Source organism: Aquimarina ulvae (assembly GCF_053613295.3).
The window spans coordinates 1-17,324 of sequence record NZ_JBSIBP030000014.1 but is presented as its reverse complement, the minus strand read 5'-3'; the positions used below and the strand labels follow the sequence as shown (position 1 = coordinate 17,324).

The 17,324-nt window shown below is 33.5% G+C and carries 15 protein-coding genes; 11 read left to right on the top strand and 4 right to left on the bottom strand.

Going from position 1 to position 17,324, the window contains the following annotated elements:
• Positions 1-65: 65 nt before the first annotated feature.
• Entirely contained in the window at positions 66-1,526 is a 1,461-nt protein-coding gene (locus tag ACWGOQ_RS21145) for a GFO_1087 family putative carboxy terminal peptidase (RefSeq protein WP_452059804.1), read from the bottom strand.
• A gap of 138 nt (positions 1,527-1,664) precedes the next feature.
• Between ACWGOQ_RS21145 and ACWGOQ_RS21140 the strand changes: the two genes are divergently transcribed.
• The 4 genes from ACWGOQ_RS21140 to ACWGOQ_RS21125 all read left to right on the top strand — a co-directional run bounded on the left by ACWGOQ_RS21140 (position 1,665) and on the right by ACWGOQ_RS21125 (position 3,914).
• Positions 1,665-2,174 carry a GFO_1088 family ECF-type sigma factor gene (locus ACWGOQ_RS21140; RefSeq protein ID WP_452059805.1) on the top strand — a complete coding sequence of 170 codons (510 nt, stop codon included), beginning with the start codon at positions 1,665-1,667 and terminating at the stop codon, positions 2,172-2,174.
• A complete protein-coding gene (locus ACWGOQ_RS21135; RefSeq protein ID WP_452059806.1) occupies positions 2,161-2,667 on the top strand; it encodes a PG0215 family putative anti-sigma factor in 507 nt (168 codons plus the stop codon). Before ACWGOQ_RS21140 ends, ACWGOQ_RS21135 begins: the two co-directional genes overlap by 14 nt.
• Before the next feature lie 51 nt (positions 2,668-2,718).
• A complete protein-coding gene (locus tag ACWGOQ_RS21130; protein WP_452059807.1) occupies positions 2,719-3,252 on the top strand; it encodes a GFO_1090 family protein in 534 nt (177 codons plus the stop codon).
• 113 nt (positions 3,253-3,365) lie between these two features.
• Positions 3,366-3,914, top strand: coding sequence for a GFO_1091 family lipoprotein (locus tag ACWGOQ_RS21125; RefSeq protein ID WP_452059808.1), 549 nt, complete (start codon positions 3,366-3,368; stop codon positions 3,912-3,914).
• A 288-nt stretch (positions 3,915-4,202) separates the two neighbouring features.
• On the opposite strand, the gene purB is transcribed toward ACWGOQ_RS21125, so the two are convergent.
• The 3 genes from purB to ACWGOQ_RS21110 all read right to left on the bottom strand — a co-directional run bounded on the left by purB (position 4,203) and on the right by ACWGOQ_RS21110 (position 7,112).
• A complete protein-coding gene (purB, locus tag ACWGOQ_RS21120) occupies positions 4,203-5,546 on the bottom strand; it encodes an adenylosuccinate lyase (RefSeq protein WP_452059809.1) in 1,344 nt (447 codons plus the stop codon).
• A 136-nt stretch (positions 5,547-5,682) separates the two neighbouring features.
• A complete protein-coding gene (locus ACWGOQ_RS21115) occupies positions 5,683-6,234 on the bottom strand; it encodes an adenylosuccinate lyase (RefSeq protein ID WP_452059810.1) in 552 nt (183 codons plus the stop codon).
• Between the two features lie 197 nt (positions 6,235-6,431).
• Entirely contained in the window at positions 6,432-7,112 is a 681-nt protein-coding gene (locus ACWGOQ_RS21110; protein ID WP_452059811.1) for an SIR2 family NAD-dependent protein deacylase, read from the bottom strand.
• 372 nt (positions 7,113-7,484) lie between these two features.
• Between ACWGOQ_RS21110 and ACWGOQ_RS21105 the strand changes: the two genes are divergently transcribed.
• From ACWGOQ_RS21105 to ACWGOQ_RS21075, 7 genes are all read left to right on the top strand, one after another.
• The gene (locus tag ACWGOQ_RS21105; RefSeq protein ID WP_452059812.1) at positions 7,485-8,222 is read left to right on the top strand and encodes a LytR/AlgR family response regulator transcription factor; all 738 of its coding nucleotides are present in this window, start codon (positions 7,485-7,487) and stop codon (positions 8,220-8,222) included.
• A gap of 1,206 nt (positions 8,223-9,428) precedes the next feature.
• Complete coding sequence (locus ACWGOQ_RS21100) at positions 9,429-9,590, top strand: hypothetical protein (protein ID WP_452059813.1); 162 nt, start codon at positions 9,429-9,431, stop codon at positions 9,588-9,590.
• A gap of 201 nt (positions 9,591-9,791) precedes the next feature.
• Positions 9,792-11,738 carry a tetratricopeptide repeat-containing sensor histidine kinase gene (locus ACWGOQ_RS21095; protein ID WP_452059814.1) on the top strand — a complete coding sequence of 649 codons (1,947 nt, stop codon included), beginning with the start codon at positions 9,792-9,794 and terminating at the stop codon, positions 11,736-11,738.
• 108 nt (positions 11,739-11,846) lie between these two features.
• Positions 11,847-12,518: a response regulator gene (locus tag ACWGOQ_RS21090; RefSeq protein WP_378295438.1), complete on the top strand. Its 672-nt coding sequence runs from the start codon at positions 11,847-11,849 to the stop codon at positions 12,516-12,518.
• Between the two features lie 523 nt (positions 12,519-13,041).
• Entirely contained in the window at positions 13,042-13,206 is a 165-nt protein-coding gene (locus ACWGOQ_RS21085; protein ID WP_452059815.1) for a hypothetical protein, read from the top strand.
• 50 nt (positions 13,207-13,256) lie between these two features.
• Positions 13,257-13,421: a hypothetical protein gene (locus ACWGOQ_RS21080; protein WP_452059816.1), complete on the top strand. Its 165-nt coding sequence runs from the start codon at positions 13,257-13,259 to the stop codon at positions 13,419-13,421.
• A 1,147-nt stretch (positions 13,422-14,568) separates the two neighbouring features.
• A partial coding sequence (locus ACWGOQ_RS21075; RefSeq protein ID WP_458202863.1) for a cadherin-like domain-containing protein occupies positions 14,569-17,324 on the top strand: 2,756 nt, incomplete at its 3' end.

Here is a 17,324-nt window from a genome sequence, read left to right as displayed (position 1 = left end):
ATATAATATTAGTTAAAAAAGGCTCCCAAACTAGAAAGTTTGGGAGCCTTTTTATATAATCTATTTTATTGAAAAATGAAATCTTTTATCTTAGATACGTCGGTATCTTTGTACATTCTTTGGTAATTAGGGGTATACATTTTACTTTCACCCAGAGTTTCTAATACTGTTGTATTATATTTTGCTAGGGATCTGTTTCCTAAAATATCATCAATTGCCGCATTCAATAGAGGCTCGTTAGGGTCTCCTAATACTCCAAGGTTAGCAAAGTCTTCGGCGATTTCAATTTCTGGAACAAAACCACCAAAATAATCCGTAAAACCTACAGAATTTAATGATCTAAGAACTAAAGGTTGCATAGCGTATGTATGTCCTGGATTCGCTCCGTTACGTCCAAAACCATCAGAGTCATACAAGGTTACAGATGCCTGAAATTTTCCTCTACTGGTAGAACCAATCTGTATTACATTAATATATGGGTCCAGACCATTAATTACCAGCTCACTTGCAGAAGCAGAGCTTCGGGTAGTCAATATATAAACTCGACTTAGGTTTAAACTATTGATTCCTGCGCCTGTTCTGATTTGATTGTCAAAAAAATTAGTATCGCCAAATTGTTCCTGGCGATCCTCATTCCATTCTTCTGTAGTAAACACTTGTCCGTTAAACTGTCCTGTGATCATACTGGCCAGGTCAATGGCTGTAGTTACTGAGCCACCACCGTTATAACGCAGGTCCAAAACCAAATCAGTTACATTGGCTGCGGCAAACTGTCCAAATACGTTATTTAATTGTGTGTCAAAGTCCCCTGTAAAACCGTTATACATTAAATACCCAACAGGATCTCCACCTACATCAAGAACTTTGTGAAGAAAAACAGGATTCTCTGTGTATTGTACTTTGGTTAGGGAGACAGATACGCCAGTAGGCGTAATATTATTTCCATCAAAAGTAGCAAGACCAATGGTGTACGTATCCGGACTTAATAATTGACTAAAGTTCTGATCCGTGATCTGAGTTCCATTAATAGTGTTAAATATATTGCCTCTTACAATTCCATTCGTTTCGGCATCGGTTCCCGGTAGCACGTAACGAACATACCCAAACACATTAGAAGCATCATTAGGATATCGAACCAGACCAAATTCCATACCATTATTTCTTGTAATTCCATCAAAAGCTTGTTCTAACGCTACATAATCATCAACTAAGAAACTAAATTCATCAACTTTTATCTGTTCAGAACCTACCGTTACTGTTTCTTGGGTTCTTAAACCTTCAAAAATGGCTTCTGGTGATGAGAAATCATTAAGAAAATCGGTATATTCCTGATCAGAAGAAAAACGATCATTTGCCAAATCCGGAACCATCGATTTATACACATAAAAAGCATTCATGCCTTTCCATATAAAATCGTTGATCTCCAATACACTTGCTATTCTTGGAACATCGTCATTGTCATCAAAACAACTGTTAAGCGTACCTCCGATAATAAGCAGTAAGGTAAAATACTTTAAAAATTTCATAGATTATTTTTATTTTATATAACCCTAAAAATAGGGACTTTATTATAATTTCAAAAAATTGTGTAACAAATTATACGTATAGTCGTCTCCCTTATATAAAGCTAACAAGTTAGTTTTGTAACAACCAACCAACATTTTATGAAAGAAAGAGCATTTATAACGCTTACAAATGGTTTTAAGGACAAGCTATATAGGTTGGCTAAACGATTGTTGGTGAGCAATGAAGAAGCAGAAGATGCGACACAAGAAGTATTGTTAAAGCTATGGAGGAATAAGACCAAAATGGCGGAGTACAAAAACGTAGAAGCATTTGCAATGACAATGACCAAAAATTATTGCTATGATAAACTAAAAGCAAAAGAAGCTGGGAATTTAAAAATAGTACATAGTAATTATAAAGATGAACGACCTTCATTGCAAAGAGAAGTAGAGGCAAGGGATAGTCTGGAGTGGGTAGGAAAGATTATGCAAGGACTACCAGAGCAACAACGAATGATTATTCAATTGCGGGATATAGAACAATATAATAATGCAGAAATAGCAGAAATGTTGGAGATGAATGAAACAGCAGTGCGCGTAGCATTATCAAGAGGAAGAAAAGTAATACGACAAGAATTATTAAAAAAACACAATTATGGAGTTGGCTAACATAGAAAAATTACTGGAAAAGTATTTTGAAGGAGAAACGACCCTTTCTGAAGAAAAAGAATTAAAGGTTTACTTTACCGGAGAAAGCGTGCCGTCACATTTGGAGAGATACAAGGATTTATTTCAGTTCTTTTCTGAAGAAAGTCAAGTAACTGCTAGTTCAGAAGTTATATTAAGTACCAATACAGTGCCTTGGTATGCCTGGATAGGCGTAGCTGCATCGATAGCTTTGATTGTGGGGCTGTTTATGACAAATCTATTACCAGGAGCTGACCCCGACAAAGGTCCACTGCTGGTTATGGAAAAAGATTTAGGTACCTATGATGATCCCGAAATAGCTTTACAAAAAACCAAAGAGGCCCTCGATTTGGTTGCAACATTAATGAATGAGGGTAAAAAGGACCTGGTGTACCTGAATGAATTTGATACCGCCAAAAAAGAACTGGTGTATCTTAAGGAGTTCGAAACTGCCAAAAACAAATTAATAAAATAAAAACGAATAGTATTTTTCCCAAATAAGGGAACCTTTAAAAATGAATTAATTATGAAAAAGTTTGCAATTATATTAGTAGTAGTACTAGTACCTTACCTATCGGTTGCTCAGAGCAATTTTGATAAATATGAAGATATGAATGAAGTATCATCTGTTGTGGTAACTAGTAAAATGTTTAAGCTGTTAAGCAAAATGGATCTGGAGAGTAATGATCCTGAAGTTAAGGAATATATGAATCTTGTAGAAAATATTAAAAACATCAAGGTGTTTGCTACAGAGAATAATGAAATTGGTCAGAAGATGAAAGCTGATGTTCAAAAATATCTAAGCAGTACATCCTTAGACGAATTGATGCGCGTAAAGAGTGATGGAAAGAATGTAAAGTTTTACTCCAAGCCTGGAAAAAATGACAATTTTGTGACAGAACTGTTTATGTTTATGGAAGGAATGGAAAATGATGGAGGACCAAATACAGTAGTGCTGACAATTACCGGAGATATTGACTTAAGACAAGTGTCTAAAATTGCAGATCACCTTAATGTTCCGGGAGGGCAAGAGCTTAAAAAAGTAAAAAAGAAAAATTAAACGAATAGTATTTAGTTTTTGTTACACCCAAGCTTCTTTAGATGAAGGTCTGAAGAAGCTTATTATCATCAATCAATCAACCTTATTTGCCTAGGCGAACAAAACCAATAAAAATGAAAAATATTATCAAAATAGTTGCTGTAGCTTGTACGATGCTACTGATAAGTTGTAACAGTGAAATATCACTTCAGAAATATTTTGTAGATCATCAAGGAGATGCCGATTTTATTGCGGTGGATCTTGCTACAAGCTTGTTGGATGCCAGAACTAGAAAAGTGGACCTGTCTGAAGAAGAAAGAGAAGCACTGGAGAGTATTAAAAAAGTTAATTTTTTAGCGATGCCGCTAAAAGAAGAAAACAAAAAGAGGTTTGAAGAAGAGAAAACCAAAATCAATACCATTCTTGATGCCGATAAATATGAAACCTTAATGAGGTTTGGTTCTAACGGAACCAAAGCAGTATTAAAGTTTCAGGGAGAAGAAGATAATATTGATGAAATGATTGTATTTGCATCTCATAACGAAAGAGGATTGGCGCTGGTGCGGGTTTTGGGAGATGATATGAAACCAGAAAATGTTGCCAAATTAATGAATGCAATCGATAAAGGAAATGTAAATATGGGTGCTATTAAAGATATCCTGGGAGAGATAAATATCGACTAAACAGCGATATAAATACTATTTTATTAAGTACATAAAACAAAAAAGCTTCGAACTGCTCTAGTATCGAAGCTTTTTTGTTTAGTGAATAGACATTAAACCCGGATTATGCATTGGAACTTCGTAATGAAGCATTGAGACCCAATAAATAGTAGCTTTTTCTTGATTTTAGCATAGCACCGCCAAGGTGAAATTAAAAAAAGAAGTGAAACATCAGTATTTGAAGTGGCTCAAAGATGTAATGGATTTTCTAATGCATAATGCGGGTTAAATTCCATCAACCACCATCAACTAAATTCCGGTATAATTAGATGGTGTGATCGTTTTTAATTCTGTTTTTATAGCATCAGAAATTTCTAAGGTTTCTATAAACGCTGCAATAGACTGTTGATTGATCTTGTCATTCGTTCTGGTAAGCCCTTTTAAGGCTTCATACGGATTTGGATATCCTTCTCTTCTCAATATCGTCTGAATCGCTTCTGCAACCACAGCCCAGTTATTTTCGAGATCTTGAGCAAATTTCTCTTTGTTCAATAATAGTTTATTCAATCCTTTTAAAGTAGCCTGAAACGCGATGAGCGTATGTCCAAAAGGAACGCCTACATTTCTTAAAACGGTACTGTCTGTTAAGTCACGTTGCAAACGACTCACCGGTAATTTAGCTGATAAATGTTCGAATAGCGCATTGGCAATACCAATATTTCCTTCACTATTTTCAAAATCAATAGGATTGACTTTATGAGGCATTGCAGAAGAACCGACTTCTCCTTTTTTGATTTTTTGTTTAAAGTAATCCATAGAAACGTATGTCCATACATCACGATCCAGATCCAGAATGATCGTATTGATACGTTTTAGTCCGTCAAACAAAGCTGCCATATGATCATAATGCTCAATCTGGGTGGTTGGGAAAGAATGGTGTAAACCTAATTTTTCTTGTACAAAACGAGTTCCAAATTCTTTCCAATCGATGGCAGGATAAGCAACTTTATGTGCGTTATAGTTTCCAGTTGCTCCACCAAATTTGGCAGCACTTGGGATATCATTTAATAAATCAAATTGTGCCTCTAGTCTGGTTACATATACCTGAAATTCTTTTCCTAATCGGGTAGGAGAGGCGGGTTGTCCGTGAGTACGTGCCAGCATAGAAATATCAGACCATTCTCCTACCAGTGATTTTAGTTTGTCCTTTAGCGCTAGATAATGTGGGATATATACATCACCAATGGCTTCCTTTATACTTAGAGGGATGGCGGTATTATTAATATCCTGAGAAGTTAATCCAAAATGAATAAATTCTTTATAATCTTGTAAACCAAGAGTATCAAATTTTTCTTTAATAAAATACTCTACCGCTTTTACATCGTGATTGGTTACCTTTTCTATATCCTTTATCGCCTGTGCATCCGCTGTAGAGAATTGCGTGTAGATTTCTCTAAGCTTTCCAAAAACGGCCGTATCAATATCCGTAAGCTGTGGTAGCGGAATTTCGCATAACGCAATAAAGTATTCGATCTCTACCAGTACGCGATATTTTATCAAAGCTTCTTCACTAAAATAAGTACTTAATGATTGTGTTTTAGAAGCATAACGGCCATCGATAGGTGAAATAGCTTGCAAAGGAGATAATGACATAACGTAGTTTTTTGAAAGCTGCAAAGATAATTTATTTAATATTGAATATCGAAGTGTGAAGAATGATTTTTGTTGAAATAATGGGTTAGTAGTTACGAGGTGTGTTTAGGATTTAACAATTCACCTAATATCTAATTCACAATTTCTTCAAAACCATTCGAGATCTTGCTTTGTACGCAGCACTACCTTTATGATAATTATTTTCTATAATACTCTTTAATTCTGGATGTACCCAATCATATTCGGTGCCTAGTAAATACAAACTAGTCATAGAATATGCTTTTGAGGCTACTTTCTGGTCAGTAATCAACCAGTCAAAACAAGCTTCTGTTATTTTTTCTCTATAAAGTGGTTTCAGGTGTTTTCTTACTTCTGGATTTTTGCTTTTATAAAATGCAAGTATCAGATATTCGCATATTTTTGCTACGGGTCTTACAGCAGAATCCTGATATACTTTGGGTAACAAGTATATGAATGAATCCAAATATGGAAGTATTGTCTCTAAGTTCTTTTTACATAGGAACTCTAATCCCCAGGAAGCTTTGCAGGATATTTCTTCATCTACTAAATGACAGACTTCCATCAACTGCGGGAGCAATTCTGGATTATGTAAGATTAGGTTGGCGAAATAATTCCGCTTTTCTCTAGAATGATTGGTGTTTCTGATTTCCTCTTCCAGATTAATCATAATGAATCCTACTATTTTAAAACAAATGTTTTAAGAATCCCAGTCATTTATTAATGTAGTGTTACGTTACATTCCCATTCATAATAAACTTCGACTGAAATTTGTTTTTATAAAATGATGAGTTTTGATTTTCAAATATAAATATTCTAAAATCTTTTTTTTTAATTATGAGTGTCATATTATAAATACAATTTCTATCAATTATTAAGCAATTCACTTACCACCTTCGGAACTCCGATGGTAGCTTTTTCTGACAAAATCGTCAGGTTTTTTTTTGGAGCTATTGCTGGTTTGGGGTCAATAAAATAGATAGGAGTATCCTGCGGCGCAAATTGTAATAGGCTGGCAGCCGGATAAACTTGCATGGATGTACCTATAATCACAAGGATGTCTGCTTGTTCCGTAATCTGTATGGCGAGATCCAGCATCGGTACTTCTTCTCCAAACCATACAATGTGAGGACGCAGTTGAGAATTGTGTTCACAGAAATCCCCAATGTTTAGATCTGTTTTCCAATCTAAAACCAAATCGTTGTCAAATTGGCTGCGCACTTTTAATAATTCTCCGTGTAAATGTACTACCTGACTACTGCCAGCACGTTCATGAAGATCATCTACATTTTGAGTTACAATAGTAACTTGATGTGTCTTTTCTAATTCTACAAGAGCCTGATGTGCTGTATTAGGAGCGACTAACTGCAATTGACTTCGTCTTTTATTATAAAAATCTAACACCAATGCCGGATTATTGTTCCACCCAATAGGAGAAGCCACTTCCATAATATCATGTCCCTCCCATAAACCATCAGCATCCCTAAAGGTATTGATTCCGCTTTCGGCGCTAATACCTGCCCCGGTAAGTACCACTATTTTTTTCATTTTTTCTCTAAAACTATCTAAAATATTTTAATCTACCATCGTGAGCGGTATCAATCGTATAAAATTTATGCGACGGTACTCTTGGGGCGTTAGCATCAGTAAGTTTTAGGTGCTATTTTAAAAAAAGTATACGAATCCGTGTCTTTTTTCGTTTAGAGACTCTTAACCCCATAAACCGATAATATGCAATTTTATCTCGATAAAAGAAATCTTCATAACCACCGCAACAGTTGTTATTCCATATCAATATTGAGGTTTTACCGTATCAAAAGTATTGCTAAATATCCTAACTTGTATTCAGTAAATGTGTACAATTTTTTAAGAATACTAACAGTATTTAATAACCAACGCTAACCTTTAATTGTTTACCTCATGAAATACCCTTATATCATTATTGATAATGATCAGAATTCTGCGCGCACAATTCAGATCGCATTAGAAGATCACAATGATTATATCTGTACTGGAATTGCCAAAAATGAACAAGAAGCTTTGGATTTAATTTTAGAGAGAAAGCCTAGGTTAATTTTCTTGGAGCCGGAAGTTCCAGGCGTTCAATCTTCCAAAACCCAGTATAATTTATTGTCAGAACTTACCAGATACATGACCAACCTTCCAGAAGTTGTTATTGTTACAAAAACTTCTGAGTATGCTATAGAAGGTATACGCAATAGTGTTTTGGATTATATCCTGAAACCATTAACCAAAAGTGACCTGATCAAAACCTTGCATAGGTTTGAAAAAGACACTGATGGAGTGATGGATAATACATTGTGTTTTAAGTCCTACGGAGATTACCGGTTTGTAAATATCGATGAAGTATTGTATCTGAAAGCAGATAATAATACCACGGATTTTATAATGAATAATGGTAATAAAGTAGAAGCTTTTAAAACACTGAAGCATTTTCAGAACTTGTTGCCGGATCATTTTGTAAGGATTCATAATAGTTATATTATCAATACTAAGTATGTATCCAGGATACATTTTGGGAAAGCAAAATGTGCTATTAAGAATACGAGTGATTTGATTCCTTTCTCTAAATCGTATAAAACAAACGTAGAAGAAATTAAAGACACGTTGGCTAAGAACAGCTTTCTATATGTGTAGTGAGACTTTGTTTTATGAAAATTGCAGAATGTAAATTTTGTAAAACGAACAGTTAAGCTTCTTTCTCCCTATACCCTAAATAGTATGTGAGGTTGTCGTACTTAGCTGTCACACTGCGCTTGTCGAAGAGTAGCTGAATTTTGGAATAAATTCTGGTAGCTTCTACATATAGTTATATGTTGTTTACAAAACCTAATAAAGCGAATCCAACTCGATAAAAGTAAGTCATACGATTAGTGTGTTATGTAAAATAGTTAGTAAATGTGTATCATGGTAGCTGATTGTTTTTATGGTTTACAAAATAAACAACATCTGCTCGATACGAATACCTAAGTCTAATAACCTCCTTGTTGCAACAAGGAGGTTATATTTTTTGATACCATCATATTGTCTTTTTTTATTTACTATACGTATTCCCACCTCCTTAGTATTCGTGACTATTATATATACAATCGTACAGAAATATTTGTAATATAAAAAGTGAAATTTTCCCCAAATATATATATCGCAATGTACTTTTATTTGTAACTATTTGTTTTATAGTTGTTTACGGATAACTCTGTATAATCTATTAGAATTTTAAAACAAGAAAATTCCCCGAAAATTAAGTAGCCTGTAGGTCGAGCTGGTGGTTTTGCTACACGGGGATTTTTTATAACACACTAGAAACTAAAAACTTACGTATGCTGAGGGGATTTTTTAATCCTTTTATGGGGAAAATCTATGATTTATTCTATTAGGTGATAGAGGATGTTCTATTGATAAAGATACCTGCGATGATGATTTTGTCAAATTTTTACTTTTTTTTAAGGTTTTTTTACTATTTATTTACCAAAATCAGTAGAGTAATCGATTTCCTACATTTTTAGCCCTTTTTAAAATCGGGTCATTCACACGCATACCATACCCATCTACACCCCAAAGGCATCCATCTACTAAACACACCTTAATATATTAGGCGCGAGGGGGCAATCTCCCTACATTTGTAGTGTACAATTAAGGTTATCAACCTATTACACATTTACTAAAAGGATATACAAAGAGAAATCGGAGTATTGCTGGCCAGCAAAATCCTTACTAATGAGAAACAGAATAGCCATTTGTCTATTCTTACTGGACAAAAAAAGTCTTGAGAAAGAAAAAAGAAAAATTTAATAAACCGAATTACAACCAAAATAAGATATATAATTTTAAAAACAAACTATTATGAAAGCTATAAAAACTATATTCGCAGTATTATTCGTAAGTTCAATGTTCATCGCTTGTGAAGCAGACAACATCAATGATGAAGTGGGAGTTGAGGAAATGGAATTTGATACTTTTGCAGGAGAGGATGATGAGGAGGAAACTTCTCCAGAGGGTAAATAATTTTTACATTAATATATAAGATTTAAGAGAAGTCAATAAATAGACTTCTCTTTTTTTTATAATTTTTAATTATTACTTTAGAGTCAAATTATTCTCATGAATATTTCTTTTAAATATGGTTTTGTTTTTTTCTCTATAATTTTTCTTTTCGCTTGTAATTCAAATAAGGAAGAGATAGAAGATACGAGTTTGAAAAACAAAATGATAGATTCAAATATTAGTGACTCTCAGGATAATTCTAGACCAATAGCCGAACGTAAGGAAAAATTAAATATCGCTTATGGAGTCACTACAACATTAGCCAATGATTTTGAAAAAATTGATAAATTGTTAAGCATAGCAGCTAAATATTATAGTTTAGGTGATTATGAAAATTTTAAAAAAATCAACGAACGATCTTTAGCATTATCTAAGAAATTGTCAGATTCTTTGTCAATGGCAAAATCTTATAATTACTTAGGAATGTATTATAGGGATATTAAGCTTGATAGTGCATATAACTTTTTTTATGAGGCAAATAAAATATATGCTGCTTTTGACAAGAGTGAGTCAAAGGATATTAAGGATTATGCGTTTGATCACGGATCTGTTTTAATCGACTTAGCCAAATTATCACGAAAAGTAAAAGATTACAGTGAGAGTGAGGATCTGAATATTAGAGCTATTGAAAAATTTAAATTATCTGATAATAATTCATATTTACCTTTATCATATACCAATTTAGGAATTATTGCCAAACAATTAGAAAGATATGATGATGCTGTAACTTATCATTTGAAGGCTATTGAATATGCGAAAGACACTCCTAAAGATACACTTTACAGTGTTATAGGAAATAATAATATAGGTACTGTCTACAAGTCGATGAAAAAGTATGAAAAAGCTAAGGAATATTATAATAAATCTCTTTCCTATGAAAATTTTTTATCAAAAAGGCCAAAAAGATTTTCAAGATATTTGGATAATTTAGCTTATGTGAAATTTTTATCTGGTGATGATGATACTGATGCTTTACGATTGTTTAATAAAACATTAAGAATTAGGGATAGCTTAGGGGATTACGTTGGAATATCCACAAACACTTTACATCTTGCTGAATATTACAAATCAAAAGGAAGAGATAGTATTGCAAAACAATTTGCTGAAAGAGCCAAAAACGTCTCTTCTGAGGTTAATAATAATGTGGAATTACTTCAATCTTACCAATTATTATCGGAGGTCTCAAATAGTGAAGAGGGTCTCGTATACGCACAGAAGTATATAAGATTAAACGATAGCCTTCAACGTGAAGAAAGACTGTTTAAAAATAAGTTTGCTAGGATTCGCTTTGAAACAGCGGAAAAAGAAAAGCAAATTAGTGCCATTAGCCGCGAAAATCAACTACTCATTTTTGCGATACTCGGCTTATCTGTGTTATCCTTATTAGGATATGTCATCTTTAAACAGCAACAGAGTAATAAAGAACTACTATTTGAGCAAAAACAGCAACAGTCTAACCAGGAGATTTATCGTTTACTGCTTAGTCAGCAATTAAAGTTGGAAGAAGGGCGTAAACTAGAGCAGCATCGTATGTCAGAAGAGCTGCACGATGGGGTGTTGGGTAGGCTTTTTGGAGTTCGATTAAGCCTGGATGGGATCAATCAGCGTGCCAATGATGGATTTACAGATTCCAGAAATAAATATATAGAGGAACTAAAATCCATAGAACGCGAGATCCGATTGATATCGCATGACCTGGGTACAGAAACCTTGTCACCTGATATTGCCTATGTAGATGTGGTAGAAAGCCTGGTGAGCGATCTATGCACAGTGCACAAAATGGAGTTTGAGTTTGCTAACGATGAGAATATTGATTGGGAGACAGTAGATGATCAGAAAAAAGTAAATCTCTTCCGTATTATACAAGAGTCTCTACAAAATATATTTAAACACGCAAAAGCAAAAAGCGTAAAAATAAGCTTCAATTGTGTGGATGATAAAATAAATCTTACTATTTTAGATGATGGAATAGGATTTAAAAGTAGTAAGGTTAAAAGGGGAATTGGTCTAAAAAATATTACATCGAGAGTTACCCAAATGAACGGTGTGGTAGATTTTATAAGTAATCAGGATTCAGGTACAAAAGTATCTGTTGGTATACCAATTTAATTAATGTAAAAAGTTATCACATCCGGTTTCCGTATAATAAAAGGTGATGAATATAGTTACTACTATACAGAGCCGATAGGATAACAGTTGACACACAAATTTTAAAAGATGAAGAAAAAGCTAAAAGTTCTTATGATCGATGATCACCCTATGATTATTGAAGGATACAAGAACACGTTATTAGGAGAAAATCAAAAAGAATATCAGATTAAGATCGATATCGCATCTAACTGTGATGATGCGTATGAGAGTATTCTGAAGTCTTCTAAAACCACCCCTTATGATATGCTTTTTGTAGATATTAAATTACCGCCCTCTTCTGATGGAAGCATTACATCCGGAGAAGATCTGGCAAAACATGCAAAAGAGCTGTTACCAAAGGCAAAGATAATTATCCTTACGATGCATAGAGAGGATCATAGGATTCATAACATATTAAAAAATATCAATCCATCCGGGTTTTTGATAAAAAGTGATCTTACCTCCAGTGAACTATTACTGGCTTTTAATAATATCGTAAGTGGTACACCTTATTATAGTGCTACGGTGAACAATCATTTTAGAAAAATGATGACCAATAACTTTTCACTAGATGAAAAGAACCTAAAAATTTTATATCATTTGTCTAGAGGAGTCAAAACGAAAAACTTACCTAATTATGTGAGTTTATCATTGAGTGCGATCGAAAAGCGCAAGAATCAGATTAAGGAGATGTTTTCTATTGCAAAAGCAGATGATCAAAAGCTATTAGAAGAAGCAAGGAAAAGAGGTTTTGTTTGATAGACAATGACTTATAATCTCAAAATTAACTTATATAGGGTAGCCAATATGCTACCCTTTTTTTATACCCGTATAAATACAATCCGATACGTAATATAAAAGTTAATTGTGCTTCAGTAAGAATGTTACTAAATTTTTGAACTAAAATTTTGGTTTACTGTGGATTATATATTCTAAATAAGAGTCTTTTTTTAGAAATAAATAATTTATTTGGATTTTATATAAGGGGAAAAACCCCTTAACCTTATATTTTAATTAACATTTATTTAACATTTTGACGTCTTTTTTTGGGTCATTCTGTTAATACTGTTGTTAAATGAGGTTTAACCGTAACTTTATTTTGTGAAAAGATTTTGATTTAGAATATATTAGCCAAAGAGTTAGAGGGAAATTTTAACTCGCTTCACACATCTTTTTACTCGGGCTTAGCATATATAAACGTCAATTATAATTACATAAAACAAGACATATACTGTGGGTGTCTATAAATAATTCACAAATAAAAAACTAAACCCAAATAATTATGAAAAATTTATTAAACATTGAAGGTGTAACAACACTAAGTAGAGATGCTCAAAGAACAATCCAAGGTGGAGATTACATCATGGATAGTTGCAGTGATTATTGTCCAGGTACTATAGAAGGAAACATCTTTACGGGGCAATGTACTTGCATTACTGGATCATAAAACAGAATGCATATCGAAAAATTCAAAGTATGATCCTAAATTAAAATACTATGAATATTTGGGTAAACCCAGAAGGTGTAATAACACAAAGTAGAGATGCACAAATAACAATCCAAGATGAAGATCACATCGAGGATAGTTGCAGTGATTGGTGTTCAGGAACTACAGAAGGAAATATCTTTATAGGGCAATGTACTTGTATTACCAAAGGATAAATCGTAACCAATAATGATACTTTACATTAGTTTAATTTAAAATTCAGTAATATAAAACCTCCCAATATGGGAGGTTTTTTTAAATAAGACAATTTAGTATTACGTATTTTTTCTACATAATTAAAAGCACTCATTTTCGTTTGGAATATTTTTTTAATGCTATGTTAATTTTCAACGAGTTAGCTTTTTTGTGATTAATCTTTTAAAAGGGGATAATTGCATTTTAAAAAAAAAATACAAAAGGGAATTGTCCCTTTTTGTATTTAGGTCTTTATTATTAAATAGGTATCTTCAGGTGATTTATGGTTTTAGCACAAAAATTCTGAGGTCACTACTTATTACTTATCTGATTATTATCTATAAATTTAAAAAATCAAATAATCTTACTTTCTATTAACTTATTATTTCAATAATTTTTGATTTTTTTAATGAATAATTTTGTCGATTTTAAGCATATTCGATATTGTTTTAGGTTGTCTTTTTTTAGTAGATCTAAATGAGGATTAATATAAAAATGTTTGTGTACAGATGATTTTTTCAAGCATTTTTTAATTAAATAACTTGGTTAATATTTAGATAAGTATGATAAACGTGTTTGGCATAAGAAAGGTTGACGCTTTTTTAAATTAAGAAAAACTGAAATGGCATATGAGAATAATTACTATATCAATTAATAAATTAATATCGTCTAAAATTTTTATAACTAAATTCTTTTTACGGGAGAATAATAATTCACTCACTCAGAATAGGCGTCGATCAAGATCCTTTGTTGAAGTATTTATAGATCGTTACAAAAACTTTTTGTTAAAATACATCTTATTAATTAGACATTTAAATAAAAGGGTGAGTTGTGAGATAAAAATGGTAACAGATTTAAAACCGATCATTTTCCCTAATCCAATAAGCAATAGATTGCATTTTTTACAGAACAAATAGCGGTTCTTGGACTTTGAACTTTTCTTGTGAAAGAAGAGTGTCTTGAGAGTTATTGTTATAATATTTATTAAAATTTAACGTTGCACATATGCAAAACTTGAGTAAAGAGGGTACAAGTCAGATCGGTTTATCAAAAAAAAATAATCCTACAAACAATCATTATAGCAAACCAGAAAGATGTAAATACTTAATTATAATATCATGTATTTGTATGATATTGTTTTCATTATCCGGTTTTTCTCAGGATAATGACTTAGAAGTAAGTGTTAAAGAATATCAAAGTTTTTACCCTAAGGATCAAATAAACAATTTAAAAGGCAATAAATTGTTTTTAAATTGGGCTAAGGATAAGGACCATTTTAGTACAGAATCTCCTTTAGTATTTTCTAGAAATTCTTTTATTTCAAAGTCACCTTCAGACCCCCCAACATTAGACTTGGATGCTATCACTGTTGGTGAGGATTATGAGTTTTTTTTGGAGCCTACTACTTTTAATGTTTTCCCTGTTACTAGGGGAAATGCAGCTATAACGTCTGATACAGGTACGATTTCTAACGCAACCATTATAGTTTCTGGAAACCTTGATCCAAGTGAGCTTTTAGCTATAAATAATGGAGCTGGTTTTGATCTATATTTTCTTACAGGTAATAACACTTTTACTTACGATTTTGGTGGAGGTATTATTATAGAAGTTGAACAAACAGGAACTAGCTTTGTCATTACTGAGACCACTAATGATCCTATACCAAATAATATATTTGAAGATTTTTTAGAGACCATATTCTATGGAGATCTTACCTCACCATATACAGAGGGAGTTAGGACGTTGGATATCACACTAAATGATACTACTGGAGGTTCGACTACATCGCAAACTATTATAAATGTTGTTACAGCACCTGTTGCCGTAGATGATACTAATAATATAAATGCGGATGCAACAGTACCTGTTACAGGAAATATTGTTACAAATGACACAGATGCAACCTCTGGAGGAGATGTTCTGTCGATAACAGAAGTTAATGTTTTTCCAGGCACAGTTGGAGGAACTTATAATACTTTATACGGTTCCATAGTGGTCCAATCAGACGGAAGCTATTCTTACACCGTAGATACCGATAGTCCCGCGGTAGCTGGTTTGGTAAATGGAACAATTTTACAAGATATTTTTGCATACACAGTAGAGGACAGCACTGGAGCTTTTGATTATGGAATTTTAACAATAACTATAAATGGGATTGATGATTTACCTGTCGCTGTTGATGATAACGATAGTGTAACCGTTAATGTGGTTAATACCGCAACAGGTAATGTTATTGAAGGAAATGGAACTGATGGAGAAGATCTGCTGGATAGGCCCTTATCAAGGCTAATTTGGGAAAATGAATTTACAAATGGAACCACAGTAGGAGGAACTACAAGAACTATAGATGGCGTTAATCTTAATTTTACATCGCTGGATCCAGATGGGATAGGTACGGTGAATAATCAAATTTCTGCGAATACAGATACCAATGGAGGACACACTGGATATTTATTATTTAATATAGATGCTGCTACAAATTCTGTAGCAGACACACAATTAATTATAGATTTTAGCCAAGAAGTTTTTAATTTGGGTTTTCTAGTCACCGATATTGATTTTTCACAAGGTACGGTGTGGCAGGATCAAATAACAATTCAGGGTTTTTCTGGAGGTTCTCCTACGCCTATAAGTTATAATTTTATTAGAACAGGTGGGATCGTAGAAGCTGGAGGAGATACGTATTATGGTACTGGAGTTGCGATACCAGAAGATGCTACAGGAAATATTAATATAGCTTTTCAATCACCAATTGATCAATTAATATTATCCTATAATTATGGGCCTGATGTTACAGATGCTAATCCGGGAGGACAGATAGCAGGTATTTCGGATATCTTTTGGCAAGGAGATAATAATGTTACGATAGTAGCGGTAGATGGTAACCCACTTAGTGTTGGAAATACAATTGCCACCACTTATGGCTTCCTTACCTTAAATTCAGATGGATCTTATACATATACACTAGACACAACGAACACTGCTGTACAAGCATTACCTCAAGGAAGTACTTTAATAGATACGATTCCATATACATTAAGGGATGCTTTGCTCAGTACAGATACAGCTAACTTGATTATTACAATCAATGGTACTGCTGCGGATACAGATGGAGATGGAATAGTAGATAGTTTGGATGATGATGATGACAACGATGGTGTTTTAGACACAGTAGAAAATAGTTTGGGTGTCGATCCATCAGGAGATGCCGATGGTGACGGTATCTTAAACTATGAAGATTTTACTGATAATGGCAGTGGTACAGCTCCTGTTTGTGCGGATAACGATTCTAATGGTATCTGTGATACTCTAGATCCTGTTTTTGATTTTGATCAGGATGGTATTCCTAATCATTTTGATTTAGATAGTGATAATGATGGTGTCTATGATGTCGTTGAAGCTGGTGGAACAGATGCAAATCAAGATGGAATTGCTGATGGTGCCGTAGATGGCAGTGGTGTTCCCTCTTCTGCATCAGGAGGAATTGCTCCAATAGATACAAATTCTGATGGGTCTTTGGATTTTCTAAATCTGGATAGTGATGGAGATGGATGTAGTGACGCTAACGAAGCTTACAATAGTTCATCTGCTGATGGTGGTGACTCTGGGGTTTATGGTACAGATCCTGTAACTGTAGATAGCGATGGATTAGTTAGTGGGGCATCATATAATACAGGAAATGTTGCAGCTGTAACAGATTCAAGTTTTGCTAAAGCTTGTGTTTTAGACCTTGTGATCAGTAAGACAGTTACAGACAGTACTCCAGATGAAGGCGATACGATTGTCTATACGATTACAGTGACCAACAACGGTCCAATTGAAGCGACCAATATAAGTTTGGACGATGTACTACCAACAGGCGTTACTGCTACGGGTACCAATGT